Annotated in this window: 16 protein-coding genes; 11 read left to right on the top strand and 5 right to left on the bottom strand. The window is 66.5% G+C overall.

The window, feature by feature from the left end; genetic code table 11:
• Positions 1–62: 62 nt before the first annotated feature.
• Together AAHS21_RS26260 and AAHS21_RS26255 are read left to right on the top strand one after the other, a co-directional pair.
• Entirely contained in the window at positions 63–494 is a 432-nt protein-coding gene (locus AAHS21_RS26260) for an MmpS family transport accessory protein (RefSeq protein ID WP_342930452.1), read from the top strand.
• Positions 491–3,406 carry an MMPL family transporter gene (locus AAHS21_RS26255; protein ID WP_342930451.1) on the top strand — a complete coding sequence of 972 codons (2,916 nt, stop codon included), beginning with the start codon at positions 491–493 and terminating at the stop codon, positions 3,404–3,406. Before AAHS21_RS26260 ends, AAHS21_RS26255 begins: the two co-directional genes overlap by 4 nt.
• Before the next feature lies 1 nt (position 3,407).
• Here AAHS21_RS26255 and AAHS21_RS26250 read toward each other — a convergent pair whose 3' ends face one another.
• On the bottom strand, positions 3,408–4,064 hold the full coding sequence (locus AAHS21_RS26250) for an amino acid-binding protein (RefSeq protein WP_342930450.1): 657 nt from the start codon (positions 4,062–4,064) through the stop codon (positions 3,408–3,410).
• Positions 4,065–4,159: 95 nt separating this feature from the next.
• On the opposite strand from AAHS21_RS26250, the gene gatC reads away from it, so the two are divergent.
• The 5 genes from gatC (at position 4,160) to gatB (ending at position 9,942) form a co-directional block, all read left to right on the top strand.
• Positions 4,160–4,459, top strand: coding sequence for an Asp-tRNA(Asn)/Glu-tRNA(Gln) amidotransferase subunit GatC (gatC, locus tag AAHS21_RS26245; RefSeq protein ID WP_342930449.1), 300 nt, complete (start codon positions 4,160–4,162; stop codon positions 4,457–4,459).
• Positions 4,456–5,943 (top strand): Asp-tRNA(Asn)/Glu-tRNA(Gln) amidotransferase subunit GatA, encoded by a 1,488-nt coding sequence (gatA, locus tag AAHS21_RS26240; RefSeq protein ID WP_342930448.1) that lies wholly within the window; start codon positions 4,456–4,458, stop codon positions 5,941–5,943. Before gatC ends, gatA begins: the two co-directional genes overlap by 4 nt.
• A 54-nt stretch (positions 5,944–5,997) precedes the next feature.
• A complete protein-coding gene (locus AAHS21_RS26235; RefSeq protein ID WP_342930447.1) occupies positions 5,998–7,029 on the top strand; it encodes an ATP-dependent 6-phosphofructokinase in 1,032 nt (343 codons plus the stop codon).
• A gap of 162 nt (positions 7,030–7,191) precedes the next feature.
• Entirely contained in the window at positions 7,192–8,367 is a 1,176-nt protein-coding gene (locus AAHS21_RS26230) for a MinD/ParA family protein (protein WP_342930446.1), read from the top strand.
• Positions 8,368–8,427: 60 nt separating this feature from the next.
• Complete coding sequence (gene gatB / locus AAHS21_RS26225) at positions 8,428–9,942, top strand: Asp-tRNA(Asn)/Glu-tRNA(Gln) amidotransferase subunit GatB (RefSeq protein ID WP_342930445.1); 1,515 nt, start codon at positions 8,428–8,430, stop codon at positions 9,940–9,942.
• 37 nt (positions 9,943–9,979) lie between these two features.
• Here gatB and AAHS21_RS26220 read toward each other — a convergent pair whose 3' ends face one another.
• Positions 9,980–11,101, bottom strand: coding sequence for a PQQ-dependent sugar dehydrogenase (locus AAHS21_RS26220; protein WP_342930444.1), 1,122 nt, complete (start codon positions 11,099–11,101; stop codon positions 9,980–9,982).
• Between the two features lie 238 nt (positions 11,102–11,339).
• Between AAHS21_RS26220 and AAHS21_RS26215 the strand changes: the two genes are divergently transcribed.
• A complete protein-coding gene (locus AAHS21_RS26215; RefSeq protein WP_342930443.1) occupies positions 11,340–12,182 on the top strand; it encodes a DoxX family protein in 843 nt (280 codons plus the stop codon).
• A 15-nt stretch (positions 12,183–12,197) separates the two neighbouring features.
• Here the strand turns inward: AAHS21_RS26215 and AAHS21_RS26210 are convergent, their stop codons facing one another.
• Positions 12,198–12,536: a PH domain-containing protein gene (locus AAHS21_RS26210; RefSeq protein WP_342930442.1), complete on the bottom strand. Its 339-nt coding sequence runs from the start codon at positions 12,534–12,536 to the stop codon at positions 12,198–12,200.
• Positions 12,537–12,915: 379 nt separating this feature from the next.
• Here AAHS21_RS26210 and AAHS21_RS26205 point away from each other — a divergent pair, with 379 nt between their 5' ends.
• The 3 genes from AAHS21_RS26205 to ilvC are packed head-to-tail and all read left to right on the top strand — an operon-like array spanning position 12,916 to position 16,349.
• Positions 12,916–14,784 carry an acetolactate synthase large subunit gene (locus AAHS21_RS26205; protein WP_342930441.1) on the top strand — a complete coding sequence of 623 codons (1,869 nt, stop codon included), beginning with the start codon at positions 12,916–12,918 and terminating at the stop codon, positions 14,782–14,784.
• Between the two features lies 1 nt (position 14,785).
• A complete protein-coding gene (ilvN, locus tag AAHS21_RS26200) occupies positions 14,786–15,292 on the top strand; it encodes an acetolactate synthase small subunit (protein ID WP_090601096.1) in 507 nt (168 codons plus the stop codon).
• A gap of 55 nt (positions 15,293–15,347) precedes the next feature.
• Positions 15,348–16,349 (top strand): ketol-acid reductoisomerase, encoded by a 1,002-nt coding sequence (ilvC, locus tag AAHS21_RS26195; RefSeq protein ID WP_342930508.1) that lies wholly within the window; start codon positions 15,348–15,350, stop codon positions 16,347–16,349.
• A 71-nt stretch (positions 16,350–16,420) separates the two neighbouring features.
• On the opposite strand, the gene wrbA is transcribed toward ilvC, so the two are convergent.
• Both wrbA and AAHS21_RS26185 read right to left on the bottom strand, forming a co-directional pair.
• A complete protein-coding gene (wrbA, locus tag AAHS21_RS26190; RefSeq protein ID WP_342930440.1) occupies positions 16,421–17,023 on the bottom strand; it encodes an NAD(P)H:quinone oxidoreductase in 603 nt (200 codons plus the stop codon).
• Entirely contained in the window at positions 17,020–18,456 is a 1,437-nt protein-coding gene (locus AAHS21_RS26185) for an NAD(P)/FAD-dependent oxidoreductase (RefSeq protein ID WP_342930439.1), read from the bottom strand. Before AAHS21_RS26185 ends, wrbA begins: the two co-directional genes overlap by 4 nt.
• Positions 18,457–18,497 lie beyond the last annotated feature (41 nt).

Below are 18,497 nucleotides of genomic sequence, written 5' to 3'. Positions count from 1 at the left end.
CGTAGTCATAGAGTGATCGAGAACGCCCGACCATCGAAAGGCCGAGGGTGAAGGCGATTTCAATGTCCAACCTGCTTCGGCAGGGCTGGATAGTGTTGGTCGCGATACTCGTCGTCGCCGTCGCTGGATTCGGCATCTACCGCCTGCACGGAATCTTCGGCTCGAACTACAAGACCTCGGCCAACAGCGGCCTGTCCAACGAGATCGTCTCGTTCAACCCCAAGTCGGTGGTGCTCGAGGTCTTCGGTGCACCGGGGGCGACGGCGACGATCAACTACCTGGACGTCAACGCCCAGCCGCAGCAAGTCAAGAACGCGCCGCTGCCCTGGTCGTTCACGATCACCACGACGGAGCCCGCGGTCGTGGCCAACGTCGTGGCGCAAGGCAACGGAGACACCCTCGGTTGCCGCATCACCGTCAATGGTCAAGTCAAGGACGAACGCACCGTCAACAAGGTCGACGCCTACACCTTCTGTCTGGATAAGTCGGGATGAGCAACCAAACCAACCAACAGCAGACGCGACCCTACGTGGCGCGCAACATCCGCCGGCTCGCGCTGCCGATCCTGCTTTTCTGGGTGGCGCTGGCCGCCATCACGAACATTGCGGTGCCGCAGCTCGAAGAGGTGGGCAAGACCCACAATGTCGCGCTGAACTCTCCGGATGCCCCGTCGCTCAAGGCAATTAAGCGGATCGGCCAGGCGTTCCATGAGTTCGACACCGACAGCTCGGCGATGATCGTGTTGGAAGGCGACAAACCGCTCGGCGCGGACGCCCACCGCTTCTACGACGAGATGATCCGCAAGCTCGAGCAGGACCGCAAGCACGTCGAGCACGTTCAGGACTACTGGGGCGACACCTTGACCGCGGCGGGATCGCAAAGCAGTGATGGCAAGGCTGCTTACGTTCAGGTCAACCTCGCCGGCAATCAAGGCTCGGCATTGGCCAACGAGGGCGTCGGTGCGCTGCGCGACATCATCGACCACATGAAACCGCCGCCGGGGGTCAAGACCTATGTGACCGGCGCGGCGCCGCTGATCTCCGATCAGTTCGACGTGGGCAGCAGGGGTACCGCGAAGGTCACCACGATCACCGTCGGGGTGATCGCTCTGATGTTGTTCTTCGTTTACCGCTCGGTACTGACCACGCTGCTGGTTCTCGCCACGGTCCTGATCGAAATGTCAGCTGCCCGAGGCCTTGTCGCCTTCCTCGGCAACGAGGGAATCATCGGCCTGTCGACCTACGCGACAAATATCCTGACGCTGTTGGTGATCGCTGCCGGGACGGACTACGCGATATTTTTCGCGGGCCGTTACCAAGAAGCGCGCGGGAACGGTGAGGACCGCGAAACGGCTTTTTACACGATGTATCACGGCACCACTCACGTCGTGTTGGGATCCGGACTGACGGTGGCCGGCGCGGTGGCTTGTCTGAGCTTCACCCGGCTGCCGTACTTCCAAAGCCTGGGAATCCCAGCGGCATTGGGTATCCTGGTGGCGCTGGCGGCCGCGCTGACGCTGGGCCCGGCGATTCTCACCCTGGGGGCCAAGGCCGGCATCTTCGACCCGAAGCGGGCAATACAAACGCGCGGTTGGCGCCGGATCGGCACTGCCATCGTCCGCTGGCCGGGCGCCGTTCTCGCCGCCGCGAGCGCGCTGGCGCTGGTGGGCCTGATCGCCCTGCCCGGATACAAGACCAGCTACGACACCCGTCCCTACATGCCCGCCGACGCTCCGGCGAATATCGGTTACACCGCCGCCGAGAAGCACTTCTCGCGGGCGCGGCTGGAGCCCGAACTGCTGATGGTCGAATCGGATCACGACATGCGCAACCCGGCCAGCATGCTGATCCTGGACAAGGTGGCCAAGGCCGTGTTCCACGTTCCCGGGGTCGCCCAGGTGCAGACCATCACCCGGCCGTTGGGAACCCCGCTGGTTCACAGCTCGCTCGCGTTCGTGGTCAGCAATTCCAGTGCTGCCCAACAGCAAAACCTGACCTATCAACGAGATCGGGCCGACGACGCCCTCAAGCAAGCCAACGAACTATCGAAGACGATCGACATATTGCGACAGCAGTTCGTCCTGCAACAGCAGTTGGCCGGCACCACCCACGACGAAACCGAAAGCTTCCGCGACACCCTCGCCACGATCAAAGACCTGCGCGACAAGATCGCGAATTTCGACGACTTCTTCCGGCCGATTCGCAGCTATTTCTATTGGGAGAAACACTGTTACGACATTCCCGCCTGCTATGCGTTCCGGTCTTTGTTCGATGCGCTCGACGGCATTGACCAGCTCACCGAGAAGTTCGAGAACCTCACGGCTTCCCTGGACAAGCTCGATGCGCTGCAACCGAAGCTGGTGGCGTTGATACCGCCCCAGATTCAAAGCCAGGAGACCAATCGCGATCTGACCCTGGCGAATTACGCCACGCTGTCCGGCATCTACGCGCAGAACGCGCTCGCGCTGGAAAACTCGACAAAGTTGGGTGAGGCCTTCGACCAGGCCAAGAACGACGACACTTTCTATCTGCCACCAGAGGTGTTCGACAACCCCGACTTCAAACGCGGGCTCAAACTGTTCCTCTCGCCCGACGGTAAGGCCGCGCGCATGATCGTCACACATGACGGCGATCCCGCTACCACCGAAGGTATTTCGCACATCGACCCAATCGCGAAGGCCGCGCACGAGGCCCTGAAGGGCACGCCGATGGCTAACGCGGGGATCTATCTCGGCGGCACCGCCGCGACGTACAAGGACATCCAAGAGGGCGCCAAGTACGACCTGATGATCGTGGCATTCGCCGCGTTGAGCCTCATCCTGCTGATCATGATGATCATCACGCGCAGCCTGATCGCCGCGCTCGTCATCGTCGGCACTGTCGCGCTATCCCTGGGCGCTTCGTTCGGGCTGTCGGTTCTGGTGTGGCAGTACATGTTTGGTATCGAGTTGTATTGGGTCGTGCTCGCACTGGCGGTGATTTTGCTGCTGGCGGTCGGTTCGGACTACAACCTGCTGTTGATCTCCCGGTTCAAGGAAGAAATCCATGCCGGTCTCAACACCGGCATCATCCGCGCGATGGCCGGCTCCGGCTCGGTGGTCACCTCGGCCGGCATCGTTTTCGCCGTCACGATGTGTGCGTTTGTTTTCAGTGGCTTCCAGGTGCTCGGTCAGATCGGGACGACGATTGGTCTGGGCTTGTTGTTCGACACGCTGATTGTGCGGTCATTCATGACGCCCTCTATCGCAAGGCTTCTCGGACGCTGGTTCTGGTGGCCGCAAGTGGTGCGTCCGCGTCCGGCCAGCACCATGCTGCAGCCCTACGGTTCGCGCCCGGCGGTTCGTCAGCTGCTGCTGTGGGAAGACGGCGATGCCGCGGCGCCGAAACCCCCGGTCGCCGCGCGCTGATTCAGCGCAGCATGGTGGCCACGATGCCGGACAGGTAGCCCAGACGGGCCACCTCCGACGGCCGGAATTCGGGACCCGGACGGCCCAGCACCACCGCGGTCTGTGGGTCGCCCAGTGGCGCGGCGACCATCGTGATGTCCAGGTCGCGCCACGCCTGCGGCACCCACTCGGCGGTGCCGTCCAGCGTCGCGGCCTCCTGGATCGGCAGCCAGGGAGCCGATACCGCGCGGGTTTCGGGCGCGCCCGGGCTCGCGGCGAGGCGCCGCAGTTCGCCCTCGGCGCCCTGCAACACCGTGCACCAGCTCACCCGCAGCACCCGGGGCGCCTCGTCGGCCAGCACCTGCAGCCGCGCCGCCTTGTCCTTGGCCGCGGCGACGTGGTCGAGAAGTTCCAGCTCGCGATGCGCTTCCAGCAGACCCGTGTGCGGGCGCACGCTGTCCACCCGTACACCGTTCAGGGACTCGGCCGCGGTGATCAGCGTGTCGGGCATGGCCCCGACGGGCAGTTCGATGACCAGGTCGTCGGTGGCGTACCCCGCGCTGCGGTCGACGACGTCGAGCGACAGGATGTCGGCGCCCACCGAACCGAGCGCAACCGCCAGCGCGCCCAGGCTTCCGGGGCGGTCGACGAGCTCGATGCGCAACAGGTACGACGGCACGCGCCCACTGTCGCACAGAGCCGCGCTTACGGCATTTCCGCAGGGTGGGTGCCAGCTGCATGCGCGTGACCGCAGCACCGATAGGCTTTTCGCTCGTGTCCCAGATCTCCCGCGACGAGGTCGCGCACCTGGCCAGGCTGGCCCGGCTGGCGTTGACCGATACCGAGCTGGACAGCTACGCCGGCCAACTCGACGCCATCCTGACCCACGTCAGCCAGATCCAGGCGGTCGACGTCACCGGCGTCGAGCCGACCGACAACCCGCTCAAGGACGTCAACGTCACCCGCCCGGACGAGACCAGGCCGTGCCTGACCCAGCAGGAGGCGCTGGCCGCTGCGCCCGCGGCCGTCGACGGCCGCTTCGCCGTCCCGCAGATCCTCGGAGACAGCGAGTGAACGAGATCATCCGGTCCGACGCCGCGACGCTGGCCGCCAAGGTCGCCGCCAAGGAGCTGTCGTCGGTTGAGATCACCCAGGCCTATCTGGACCGGATCGCGGCGACCGACGACCGGTACGGCGCGTTTCTGCACGTCGCGGCCGACGAGGCGCTGTCGGCGGCGGCCGCGGTCGACGAGGCGGTGGCGGCCGGGGAGCAGCTGCCGTCGGCGCTGGCCGGCGTGCCGCTGGCGCTCAAAGACGTGTTCACCACCGTCGATATGCCCACCACCTGCGGATCCAAGATCCTTCAGGGCTGGCGGTCGCCCTACGACGCCACCGTCACGGCCCGGCTGCGCGCGGCGGGCATCCCGATCCTGGGCAAGACCAACATGGACGAGTTCGCGATGGGTTCGTCGACGGAGAATTCCGCCTACGGCCCCACCCGCAACCCGTGGGACCTCGAGCGGGTGCCCGGCGGCTCCGGCGGTGGCAGCGCCGCGGCACTGGCTTCCTTCCAGGCGCCGCTGGCCATCGGCACCGACACCGGGGGCTCTATCCGCCAGCCGGCCGCGCTGACCGCGACCGTCGGCGTCAAGCCCACCTACGGCACGGTGTCGCGCTACGGCCTGGTGGCCTGCGCATCGTCGCTGGATCAGGGCGGCCCCTGCGCGCGCACCGTGCTCGACACGGCCCTGCTGCATCAGGTGATCGCGGGCCACGACCAGATGGATTCGACCTCCGTCGATGCCGCGGTGCCCGACGTGGTCGGCGCCGCCAACGCCGGTGCCGCCGGCGATCTGAGCGGCGTGCGAATCGGTGTGGTCTCCCAGCTGCGTGGTGAGGGTTATCAGCCCGGAGTGCTGTCGTCGTTCGAGGAGGCGGTCAAACAGCTGACCGCGCTGGGTGCCGAGGTGAGCGAAGTCGACTGTCCGCACTTCGATTACGCGCTGGCGGCCTACTACCTGATCCTGCCGTCGGAGGTGTCGAGCAACCTGGCGCGCTTCGACGCGATGCGTTACGGGCTGCGGGTCGGTGACGACGGCAGCCACAGCGCCGAGGAAGTGATGGCGCTGACCCGGGCCGCCGGCTTCGGTCCAGAAGTCAAGCGCCGCATCATGATTGGCGCCTACGCGCTCTCGGCAGGCTACTACGACGCCTACTACAACCAGGCCCAGAAAGTGCGCACCCTGATCGCCCGTGACCTCGACGAGGCCTACAAATCCGTCGACGTGCTGGTGTCGCCGACAACCCCGACCACCGCGTTCCGGCTGGGGGAGAAGGTCGACGATCCGCTGGCCATGTACCTGTTCGACTTGTGCACGCTGCCGCTGAACCTGGCGGGGCACTGCGGAATGTCGGTGCCGTCGGGACTCTCGCCCGACGACCAGCTGCCGGTGGGCCTGCAGATCATGGCGCCCGCGCTGGCCGACGATCGCCTTTATCGCGTCGGTGCCGCCTACGAAGCGGCGCGTGGGCCCTTACCGGCCGCGCCGACCGTCTAGCCGTACGCCGCCCCGATTTGCCCCGACGGCGGCTTAGACAGGCAAGATAAGAGGATGCGGATCGGAATTCTCACCGGGGGCGGCGACTGTCCGGGGCTCAACGCCGTCATCCGGGCGGTGGTGCGCACCTGCGACGCCCGGTACGGCTCGTCGGTCGTCGGCTTCCAGGACGGATGGCGCGGGTTGCTGGAGAACCGGCGCATCCAGCTGCAGAACGACGATCGCAATGACCGGCTGCTGGCCAAGGGCGGGACAGTGCTGGGCACCGCTCGCGTGCATCCCGACAAGTTGCGGGCCGGGCTGGACCAGATCAAGCAGACCCTGGACGACAACGGCATCGACGTGCTCATCCCGATCGGCGGCGAGGGCACGCTGACGGCCGCACACTGGCTTTCGGAGGAGAATGTTCCCGTCGTCGGAGTGCCGAAGACGATTGACAACGACATCGACTGCACCGACGTCACTTTCGGTCACGACACCGCGCTGACCGTGGCCACCGACGCCATCGACCGTCTGCACAGCACCGCCGAGTCGCACCAGCGAGTGATGCTGGTGGAGGTGATGGGCCGCCACGCCGGCTGGATCGCGCTGAACGCCGGGCTGGCATCCGGCGCGCACATGACGCTGATTCCCGAGCAGCCCTTCGACATCGAGGATGTGTGCCGGCTCGTCAAACGCCGTTTCCAGCGCGGGGATTCGCACTTCATCTGCGTGGTGGCCGAAGGAGCCAAGCCGATCCCCGGGTCGATCCCGTTGCGGGAGGGCGGGATTGACGAATTCGGCCATGAGAAATTCACCGGCATCGCTGCGCAGCTGGGCGTTGCCGTGGAGAAGCGAATCAACAAGGACGTGCGAGTGACCGTGCTGGGCCACGTCCAGCGGGGCGGCATCCCGACGGCCTACGATCGCGTGCTGGCCACCCGGTTCGGCGTCAACGCCGCCGACGCCGCGCACGCCGGCGAATACGGCCAGATGGTGTCGCTGCGCGGGCAGGACATCGGACGTGTCTCGCTGGCCGACGCCACCCGCCACCTCAAGCTGGTGCCCGACGCACGCCACGATGAGGCCGCCGCGTTCTTCGGCTGAGACCGCCGCGGACCGGCAGCTCTAGCTGACGCAGCGGCGGGCAAACGGCCGATGGCAGCAGCCTGACGGTTGTGTGAAATTGCCGGCTCAACCGGCCCGCGCTGCGGAACGGGCGGAATTTCGGAGTTTAACCACCGGGACGAAACGGCTACACCAGCCGTTATGAGCAACCGCGAGGGAGTTCGCGGAGTCAAAGCGCTGTCTGCTGCTCCGGCACATCCGTCGAGCTCCGCCGGGCCCGCGGCTTCGGTGCCGAGCTGGCGAGCCAATGCCGACCCGACGGCGGCCACGGTGCCCGAGCCGCGCCTGCCCGCGAAGCCGGCCTGGTCAAGCGGGCCCGCGACGCCCAACCGGCTGGCCCGGGCACGGCGAGCCGCGGCACCATACCGTCGCGACCTGACATTGGGCGGGACCGCCCTCGACGGCCTGGACTTCCGGGGGGAGTCGCAGCCGAGCAGGTTCAACTGGCGAGCGGCGATCCACCGGGTGACCGGAATCGACCTCGGCCCCGGCAAGCACGCCGCATACGAGCGGGAGCTGCGCGAGCGCATCGGTGCGCCGACGGGTGGTGCGTTTCCGATCGCGGTGCTGAACTTCAAAGGCGGCGTCGGCAAGACCGCGGTGGTCGAGGCGCTCGGCTCCACGCTGGCCGAGGCGCGCGGCGACCGGGTCATCGCCGTCGACATCGACGCCGGCGACCTGGCGGAGCGCCACGGTCGCCGCAACCCGCTGAGCCTGGCCGACCTGCTGGCGCGCGATTCGGTGACCCAGTATGCCGAGGTGCGCGCGCATACCCATATGAACAGCTTCGGCCTCGAAGTGCTCGGGCTGCCCGACTACGGCCACACCGACTGGCGGCTGGAGCGCCAGGACATCGCCAAGACCTTTTCGATTCTGCGCAAGCACTATTCGCTGGTGCTGGTGGATTGCGTCAAGGCGATCAACTCCGGCGTGATGGACGCGGTGCTGCCCGAGGCGCGCGCTCTGGTCGTGGTCTCGGGCACGTCGATCGACGCGGTGCGCAAGACCAGGACAACACTGGAGTGGTTGTCCAACAACGGACATCGCCGCTTGTTGAAGTCGACAGTGCTTGCCATGAACTACACCGAGCCGGCCAAGCTGGACGGCGTGGTCACCAAGGAATTCGAGGCCCTGTCGGCGCGCGTTGCGGCCACGGTGACGCTGCCATTCGATCGGCACGTGCGCGAGGGCAAAGAGCTCGGGCTGGACCGGCTGAGTAGGGAAAGCCGATGCGCCTACCTGGAGCTCGCCGCCGCGCTGGGCGACTTCATCGTCGGCCGGCCGGAGCGAGAAGCTGCGCTGCGGTCGTGGCGCTGAGCCGCTTGTCCCGAGCCTGGGCTGTGATGCCCCCGCTGGGGCACCATTAGGATCGTTGCCATGACTGTTACTTCCGGAGCGGCTGAGCTGCTGGATTACGACGACGTCATCGCACGTTTCGATCCCGTGCTCGGGCTGGAAGTACACGTCGAGCTGTCCACCGCGACGAAGATGTTCTGCGGCTGCTCAACCACATTCGGTGCCGAACCCAACACCCAGGTGTGCCCGGTGTGCCTGGGGCTGCCCGGTTCGCTGCCCGTGCTCAACCAGAAAGCGGTGGAGTCGGCGATCCGCATCGGACTCGCGCTCAATTGCGAGATCGTGCCGTGGTGCCGCTTCGCCCGGAAGAACTACTTCTATCCGGACATGCCGAAGAACTACCAGATCTCGCAGTACGACGAGCCCATCGCGATCAACGGCTACCTCGAGGCGCCACTGGAAGACGGCACCACCTGGCGGGTCGAGATCGAACGTGCCCACATGGAAGAGGACACCGGCAAGCTCACCCACCTGGGCAGCGAGACGGGACGCATCCACGGTGCGACGACGTCGCTGATCGACTACAACCGCGCCGGCGTCCCGCTGATCGAGATCGTCACCAAGCCCATTGAGGGAGCCGGAGCCCGGGCGCCGCAGATTGCCCGGGCTTATGTGACGGCATTGCGAGACCTGTTGCGCGCCTTGGAGGTATCCGATGTTCGGATGGACCAGGGCTCGATGCGTTGTGATTCCAACGTCTCGCTCAAGCCCACCGGTGCCACCGAATTCGGCACCCGGACCGAGACCAAGAACGTCAACTCGCTGAAAAGCGTCGAGGTCGCGGTGCGCTACGAAATGCAGCGCCAGGCTGCCGTTCTGCTTTCCGGCGGCTCAATCACGCAGGAAACCAGACACTTTCACGAGGCGGGATACACCAGTCCCGGCCGCGCCAAAGAAACCGCGCAGGATTACCGCTATTTCCCCGAGCCCGACCTGGAACCCGTCGCGCCCAGCCGAGAGCTGGTCGAGCAATTGCGCCAGACGATCCCCGAGCTGCCCTGGTTGAGCCGCAAGCGGATTCAGGACGAGTGGGGCGTATCCGATGAGGTGATGCGCGATCTGGTCAACGCCGGCGCGGTCGAGTTGGTCACCGCCACCATCAAGCACGGCGCCACCAGCAAGGACGCCCGGTCTTGGTGGGGAAACTTCCTGGTGCAGAAGGCCAACGAGGCGAACATCGAATTGGACGAGCTGGCCATCACGCCCGCTCAGGTCGCCGCGCTGATCGCACTTGTCGACGAGGGCAAGCTGTCCAACAAGCTGGCCCGCCAGGTCGTCGAAGGTGTGCTGGCCGGAGAAGGCGAACCCGAGCAGGTGATGACCGCACGTGGCCTGGCTCTGGTGCGCGACGACTCGGTCACCCAGGCGGCCGTGGAAGAGGCCCTGGCCGCCAATCCCGATGTGGCGGAGAAGATCCGCGGTGGCAAGGTTGCGGCCGCCGGCGCGATCGTGGGCGCGGTCATGAAGGCCACCCGTGGTCAGGCCGACGCCGCCCGGGTACGCGAGCTGGTGCTGGCCGCCTGCGGGCAGTCCTAGCGCAGCAGGCGTACGCCGCGAGCGCTGGGCCTTTTCGTCAGGCCTTGTCGTCGTTGTTGCGCGGGAAGCCGCCGCCCTGCGGGAACAGCGGGAACACCACGTCGTCGAGCTTTTCGGCGTCGCCGGCGGTCTTGTTGATGGTGGCGCCCCAGATGTTTCCGTCCGGCGACATCCGCAGCGCCCACGCGTGGGCGTGCGTGTCCTTGCGGACGACGTCGGGTTCCCCGGTGACCGCACCCGATTTCGGGTCAAGCCGCACCGCCACCGTCATTTTGGTGTTGACCAGGTTGACCATCACGGTCCCGTCCATTGCCGCGCATCCGGCCACACCGGGTTTGTCCGGCCACGTCCACACCGTGGAGACCTCTGAGGCCTTGGTGATGCGCTGCAACCGGTCCGCGGTCGGCGTGCGGTCGGCGACATACAGCGAGCCGTCCACCGGGTCGACGCACAGTCCGCCGCCCGAGCCGACGCCGGACAGCGCGGTGGTCGGTGGCGCCTGACCGACCGTGGTCGGCTGCTCGATGCGCAGCACCTTGCCCGCCAACGACTTCGGATCGGCGGCTATGGCAGGGTTGCCCGCATCGCCGGTCAGCACCAGCAGCGTGGTCGGGCTGGTGAACAGCAGCGCCCCACTATTGCCGGTGGCGCCCTTGGGGATCCCGGTCAGGATGTCCTTGGGGATATCGCCGTCGGCGATGCGGATGACCCGGTTATCCGTGGGTGTGCTGATGTAGGCGTACATCAGCCGGTCCTGGGAGTAGGTCGGCGACAGCACGATGTCCATCAAGCCGCCATCCCCGGATCCGTCGACAGGGATGACCAGCTTCACCTTGGGCTCGGCGCTGACCGAGATCTCTTTGACCGCGCCGGTGGTGCGCTCGGCGACCAAGGCGGTTTTGCTGTCGGGCCCCATGATCAGGCCACTGGTGCTCTCCAGACATCCCTGCATCACCCCGGGGGCGGGGCAGGCTTTGGGGAACGGCGTGGGCGGCAGCGGCGGCGGCGGGGGAGGCGTCGAACTCGGCTGCGGCTTGAGTTCGGGGGCGGTGGTGAACGGCGCGGAGGCGGCGTCGTTGAACCGCGCGCAGCCCGTCGCGACCAGCATGGCCGCGCACAGCGCAGCGAGCCCGCACCGAACCGGCCACCCCAAACGCATGATCGACAGGCTACGGACAGGGCGGGCACCGGCGCCACAGGCGGGCCCGCACGGGCAGCGCGACGCCGATCCAGCGACCGACGGCGTGGCTGTTTTCAGCACGCGTTCACCATTTCGGAACCCCGCCGAGCCCGTTTGGAGTCAATCCGGGCCCATTTAATGGTCAAGCCGCCGATTACCCGGCGAAAGCGCCGCTCAAATCCCCAATTCGGGCCTAAATGCCCTTACCCTGACACCCGTGACCGGTCAATCGAATGACGCATCTTGGCAGCGGCCCGGCGAAGTTCCCGGGCAGGTACCGGGGCGCCCAGCCGCGGCACGGTTGGTCGACCCGGAAGATGACCTGACCCCCGTCGGGTATCCGGGCGACTTCGGAACCACGTCCGTCATCCCCTACCAAGACCCGAATCAGGTCGCCGCCCCCGCCGGGCCGGCCTACAACGTCCTCGACCAGCAGGAGCCGCTGCCGTACGTGCAGCCGCAGCCGGCCCCACGGCATTTGGCGGCCGAGCCCGCCGAGATCGACCCGAGTGAGGACTACGAACGGCAACGCGCGATCGGAAGGCGCGGCACCCAGAGTCTGGGTTTGCTGGTGCTGCGGGTCGGCCTCGGGGTGGTGCTCGGCGCGCACGGGCTACAGAAGTTGTTCGGCTGGTGGGGCGGTCAGGGCCTGACCAGCTTCAAAAACTCACTATCCGACGCGGGCTACCAGCACGCCGACATCCTGTCCTACGTCAGCGCCGGGGGCGAGATCGCCGCGGGTGTGCTGCTGGTGCTGGGTCTGTTCACCCCGGTAGCCGCCGCGGGCGCGCTGGCGTTTTTGATCAATGAGCTGCTGGTCAGCGTGTCGGCGCGGCCACACACGTTCGCGTACTTCCTGCCGCAGGGCCACGAGTACCAGATCACGCTGATCGTCCTCGCGGTTGCGATCATTCTGGCCGGGCCCGGCCGTTATGGCCTGGATGCCAACAGGGGATGGGCGCACCGGCCCTTCATCGGGTCGTTTGTGGCCCTGCTCGCCGGCATCGCCGCCGGTATCGCGGTGTGGGTGCTGCTCAACGGCGTCAATCCGATCGCCTGAATCGCTCGTTCGCCCTCAGCGGTAAGGGTTGGGCACTCGCCCCGAACTGGCCGCCGTCAACTGCGGCAGTGTCGCGAAAGTCACCGCCGGCAGGCGCAGTTCCGTTCCGCTCTTGAGCCTGGCGCGCGCCCACGAACCACGGTGGAAGCGCAGCCCGTCGATGTCGTCCCAGCCGACCGTTTGGCTGCTCATCAAGTTTCGCACCGTCACACCCTGGTTGTCGGCCACGGTGCGCAGCCGGATGATCAATGCGGACAACAGCACCGGGATCAGCAGCAGTGGGGCCGATAGCGGCCAGGCCAGCACCGGGATCAGCAATCCGAGCGTCAGAAATCCGACGGCTAGGTGCGCCATCGGTGAGATCTTGATCACTACGGGCACGGGTGTCGGGGCTGCAGAACCAGAGGCCACCCCAGCATCATTTCACCCCGGGTCGCGCCGATGACTCCGTGGCGCCGCGGGTGATGCCGGCAGGGCCATGACGGGGCCCCGCCGCACCGGATTTGACGGTTGAGCAGTGCGAAGGCTACCGTCGGGGGCTATGGAGACCACCGGAATGCCCGGGATGCTCGTAGTAATTAGCCGCGCGTTGGTGCGTGACTAGTTCCTTCAGTATGTGAAGCGATCCGGCACCAACGCGCAACCCTCGATCAGCGAGAGCTGACGGGGGTTTTTTCTTGCGTATCAACGAAACTTCCCCAGCCAAATCAGGACTAAGAGGACAATCACCAGAGTGAGCGCACCCACCAGGTCACAGACACCCAAGTCGCACAATGGAGACGACTGGGCGCCGGGCGCCGCGGAAGGCACCGCAGAAGTTCCGGCCAAGCAAACGAAACATGTTGCACCGCAGCAAGTTACCGGTGCCCAGTCGGTAATCCGGTCGTTGGAAGAACTCGACGTCGAGGTCATCTTCGGCATCCCGGGCGGCGCCGTGCTGCCGGTGTACGACCCGCTGTTCGACTCGAAAAAGCTGCGGCACGTGCTGGTTCGGCACGAGCAGGGTGCCGGTCACGCGGCAAGTGGCTATGCCCACGCCACCGGCAAGGTCGGCGTCATGATGGCCACCTCAGGTCCCGGTGCCACCAATCTGGTGACCCCGCTGGCGGATGCGCAGATGGACTCGATCCCCGTCGTCGCCGTCACCGGGCAGGTCGGGCGGTCACTGATCGGGACCGACGCCTTTCAGGAGGCCGACATCTCGGGCATCACAATGCCGATCACCAAGCACAACTTCCTGGTCCGCTCGGGTGACGAGATTCCGCGGGTGATGGCCGAGGCCTTCCACATCGCCGCTTCGGGGCGTCCGGGAGCGGTGCTCGTCGACATCCCGAAGGACGTGCTGCAGGGTCAATGCACGTTCAGCTGGCCGCCGAAAATGGATCTGCCCGGTTACAAGCCGAACACCAAGCCGCACAGCCGGCAGATCCGGGAAGCCGCCAAGCTGATCGCGCGTGCGCGCAAACCGGTGCTGTACGTCGGCGGCGGCGTCATCCGCGGCGAGGCGACCGAGCAGCTGCGGGATTTGGCTGAGCTGACCGGGATTCCGGTGGTCACCACGCTGATGGCGCGGGGCGCGTTCCCGGACAGCCACCGGCAGAACCTAGGGATGCCGGGCATGCACGGCACGGTCGCCGCGGTGGCCGCGCTGCAACGCAGCGATCTGCTGATCGCGCTGGGCACCCGCTTCGACGACCGGGTGACCGGAAAGCTCGATTCCTTTGCGCCCGAAGCGAAGGTCATCCACGCCGACATCGACCCGGCCGAGATCGGCAAGAACCGGGTCGCCGACGTGCCGATCGTGGGCGACGTCAAGAACGTCATCACCGACCTGATCGCGATGCTGCGCCAGTACGAAACCCCGGGCAAGATCGACATGACCGCCTGGTGGGCATATCTGGACGAGGTGCAGTCGACGTATCCGCTGAGTTACGGCCCGCAGAGCGACGGCAGCCTCAGCCCCGAATACGTGATCGAGCAGCTCGGCAAGATCGCCGGGCCCGACGCGATCTACGTCGCCGGCGTGGGGCAGCACCAGATGTGGGCGGCCCAGTTCATCTCTTATGAGAAGCCGCGCACCTGGCTCAACTCCGGCGGCCTGGGCACCATGGGCTTCGCGATCCCAGCGGCCATGGGCGCCAAGGTCGCTCGCCCTGAGGCCGAGGTCTGGGCGATCGACGGTGACGGGTGCTTCCAGATGACCAACCAGGAGTTGGCCACCTGCGCGATCGAGGGCGTGCCGATCAAGGTGGCGCTGATCAACAACGGCAACCTGGGCATGGTGCGGCAGTGGCAGAGCCTGTTCTACGAGGAGCGCTACTCGCAGACCGACCTGGCCACGCACTCCCATCGCATCCCGGACTTCGTCAAGCTGGCCGAGGCGCTGGGTTGTGTCGGAATCCGTTGTGAGCGTGAGGAAGACGTCATCGACGCGATCAAGGCTGCGCGCGCCATCAACGACCGCCCGGTGGTGATCGACTTCATCGTCGGCGCGGATGCACAGGTGTGGCCGATGGTGGCCGCCGGGACGAGCAATGACGAGATTCAGCACGCCCGCGGAATTCGGCCGCTGTTCGACGACGAAACCGAAGGGCACGCCTGACATGTACGCCAAGACACACACACTCTCGGTGTTGGTCGAAGACAAGCCGGGTGTGCTCGCGCGCGTCGCGGCACTGTTCTCGCGGCGTGGTTTCAACATCGAGTCGCTGGCTGTGGGTGCCACCGAGCAGAAGGACATGTCGCGGATGACCATCGTGGTTTCCGCCGAGGAGACTCCGCTCGAGCAGGTCACCAAGCAGCTCAACAAGCTGATCAACGTCATCAAAATCGTCGAGCAGGACGAGGACAACTCGGTGGCTCGCGAACTGGCGCTGATCAAGGTGCGGGCCGATTCCGGTACCCGCAGCCAGGTAATCGAAGCGGCAAACCTGTTCCGCGCCAAGGTAGTCGACGTATCGCTGGATTCGCTGACCGTCGAGGCGACCGGTACCCGCGGCAAGCTCGAAGCGCTGCTGCGTGTGCTGGAACCGTTCGGTATCCGCGAGATCGTCCAATCGGGAGTGGTGTCGCTATCCCGGGGGCCGCGTGGAATCGGCACCGCCAAATAAGCGATACACATTCCAAAAGTCGAATAAGAAAGAGAGATTCACCGTGCCACTAGAGATGTTCTACGACGACGACGCCGACCTGTCGATTATCCAGGGTCGCAAGGTCGGCGTGATCGGATACGGCAGCCAGGGGCATGCGCACTCGCTGAGCTTGCGCGACTCCGGTGTGCAGGTGCGTGTCGGACTCAAGGAGGGTTCGAAGTCGCGGGCCAAGGTCGCCGAGCAGGGTCTGGAGGTAGACACGCCCGCCGAGGTCGCCAAGTGGGCCGACGTCATCATGCTGCTGGCGCCCGACACCGCCCAGGCCGACATCTTCAAGAACGACATCGAGCCGAACCTCAACGACGGCGATGCACTGTTTTTCGGTCACGGTCTCAACATCCATTTCGATCTGATCAAGCCGCCCGGCAACGTCACGATCGCGATGGTCGCGCCGAAAGGGCCCGGGCACCTGGTGCGCCGGCAGTTCGTCGACGGCAAGGGCGTGCCGTGTCTGATCGCCGTCGACCAGGACCCGACCGGCCAGGGCGAGGCGCTGGCGCTGTCCTACGCCAAGGCGATCGGCGGCACCCGGGCGGGTGTCATCAAGACCACCTTCAAGGATGAGACCGAGACCGACCTGTTCGGTGAGCAGGCCGTGTTATGCGGTGGCACAGAGGAATTGGTGAAGACCGGTTTCGACGTGATGGTCGAGGCGGGCTACCCGCCGGAGATGGCGTACTTCGAGGTGCTGCACGAGCTGAAGCTGATCGTCGACCTGATGTACGAGGGCGGCATCGCCCGGATGAACTACTCGGTGTCCGACACCGCGGAGTTCGGCGGCTACCTGTCGGGCCCGCGGGTCATCGACGCCGGCACCAAGGAGCGAATGCGAGAGATTCTGCGCGACATCCAGAGTGGTGAATTCACCAAGAAGCTGGTCGCCAACGTCGAGGGCGGCAACAAGCAGCTCGAGCAGTTGCGCAAGGAGAACGCCGAGCACCCCATCGAGGTCACCGGTAAGAAGCTGCGCGACCTGATGAGCTGGGTCGACCGCCCGATCACCGAAACGGCGTAGTTCGCGTCATCGAGTGTGAAGCTGTTGCGAATTTTCCGCCCGATTCTCGCAATAGTTTCACGCTCGGTGATCTAGGGCGACGCCAGACGATCGGCGATCGTTACGACGCGGCGGGCCAGGTGCTCCAGCGCGTTGCCGGTGGCGTCGTCGAACTCGTCGATGTTGTCGTGCGTGGTGATCAGGCTGGCGCCGTAGGGGTTGCCGTCGACGAACTTGCACGGATCGGTGTAGCCCGGCGGCACCAGGATGCCGCCGAAGTGCATCAGCGTGAGGTAGAGCGCGACAAGCGTGGTCTCCTGGCCGCCGTGCACGGTGTTCGAGGACGTGAAGCCCGCGTACACCTTGTCGGCCAGCTTGCCTTCGGCCCACAGCCCGCCCAGCGAGTCCAGGAAGTTGCGCAGCTGCGACGCCGGTGAACCGAATCGGGTGGGCGAGCCGAAGATCACGGCGTCGGCCCACACGATGTCGTCGCCGGTGGCCGCCGGCAGGTCCTTGGTGGCGTTGTAGTTCGCCGTCCAGGCGGGATTCTGCGCGAAGGATTGCGGATCACGCGTCTCGGCGACGGGACGCACCCGCACTTGGGCGCCGGCGGCCTGCGCCGCCGCGGCGACCCGGTTGGCCATCGTGGTGCCGTGGCCGGTGGCCGAGTAATAGATGATCGCGAGTTTGGTCATGGCGCAAGCCTAGGCATGTCCATGCCGAACTCGCGGCGCAGCAGGCTGCGTGCGGCGTAGTAGCCGGCCATACCGTGCACGCCGCCGCCCGGCGGTGTGGCCGCCGAACACAGATAGGCCTTGGGAATCGTTGTGCGCCAAGGGTCTAGGCGCGGCGTGGGCCCGGCGATCGCGCGCCACGCGGAATTCCCGCCCATTCCGATGTCGCCGCCTACGTAGTTCGCGTTGTGGTCGCTCAGGTGGGCGGCGGGTATCGCCCGGGCGGCGACCACCACGTCACGAAAGCCCGGGGCGAACCGCTCGACGGTTGCGGTGACGGCCTCGGTCGCATCGAGGGTCGAACCCGACGGGACGTGCGCATACGTCCAGAACGGGCGGCGGCCCTGGCTGTCGATGCGGCCGGGATCGGCGATGTGCGGTGCGGCGGCCAGCACCATCGGCCACCGCGCGTGCCGGCCGGCCGCAATCTCCTTTTCGGCCAGCGCCATCTGCTCCCGGCTGCCGCCGAGATGCAGGGTGGGAGCCTGGCTCAGCCGCGGATCCGACCACGGGATCTCGTCGCTGAGCACGAAATCGACCTTGGCGACACCGGGCCCATAACGGTAGCGGCGCAATGCTTTTGCGTAGTGTTCCGGTAGCGCTGCACCGTATATCCGCAGCAGTGCGGTGGGCGCGGTGTCGTATGCGACAACTCCGGCCGACGGCCCGGGCGGCTCGCTGATTTCGACGCCGGTGGTCACCTCGCCGCCGTGTGCGCGCAGGTCGGCGAGCAGCGCGTCGGTGATCGCTTGGCTGCCGCCCACCGGGATCGGCCAGCCGACCGCATGGCCGAGCGTCGCCAGCATCAACCCGGCACCGGCCGCCGTCAGGGACGGCATCCGCGAAAGCACATGGGCGGCAACGCCGGTGAACAACGCGCGGCCGTCGGATCCGCCCAACGACCCCCACGCCGGCGTGCCCTGAGCCAGCATCCGCAGCCCCAGGCGCAGCGCGGCGGGCAGCGAACGGGGTGCCGAGCGTTTGTCGCCGAGCAACAGTTCCACGACCGCTGGCCAGTCGGTCACCAGCGGGCCCAGCAGCCGCCGCCAGGACGCGCCGTCGGACAGCTCGGCACAGGTGCGCTCGAGGTCGCGGTAGGCGATCGCGGCGGGCCGGCCCGGTAGCGGGTTGCCGTAGGCGATGTCGCAGACCTGCAGCTGCACGCCGCGCGCGGGCAGGTCGAACTCCGCGAAGAACGGCGACGCGAGCGCCAGCGGATGCACCGCAGAGCATATGTCGTGTTCGACTCCGGGAAATTCTGGGTCGGCCGCGGTGCGGGCACCGCCGCCCACAGTGGCCTGCGCCTCGACGACCTGCACTTTGAGTCCCGCGCGGGCGCAGATCACGGCCGTGGAAAGCCCGTTGGGTCCACTGCCGACGACGGTGACGTCCATCGGACAATTACAGCCCAGACCCCGGCCTATAACCTGGTCGG

This window comes from Mycobacterium sp. 050272 (assembly GCF_039023525.1).
In the GTDB taxonomy this organism is placed as follows: domain Bacteria; phylum Actinomycetota; class Actinomycetes; order Mycobacteriales; family Mycobacteriaceae; genus Mycobacterium.
Note: the sequence above shows the minus strand (reverse complement) of the source record. Positions and strands in the feature narration are given on the sequence as shown.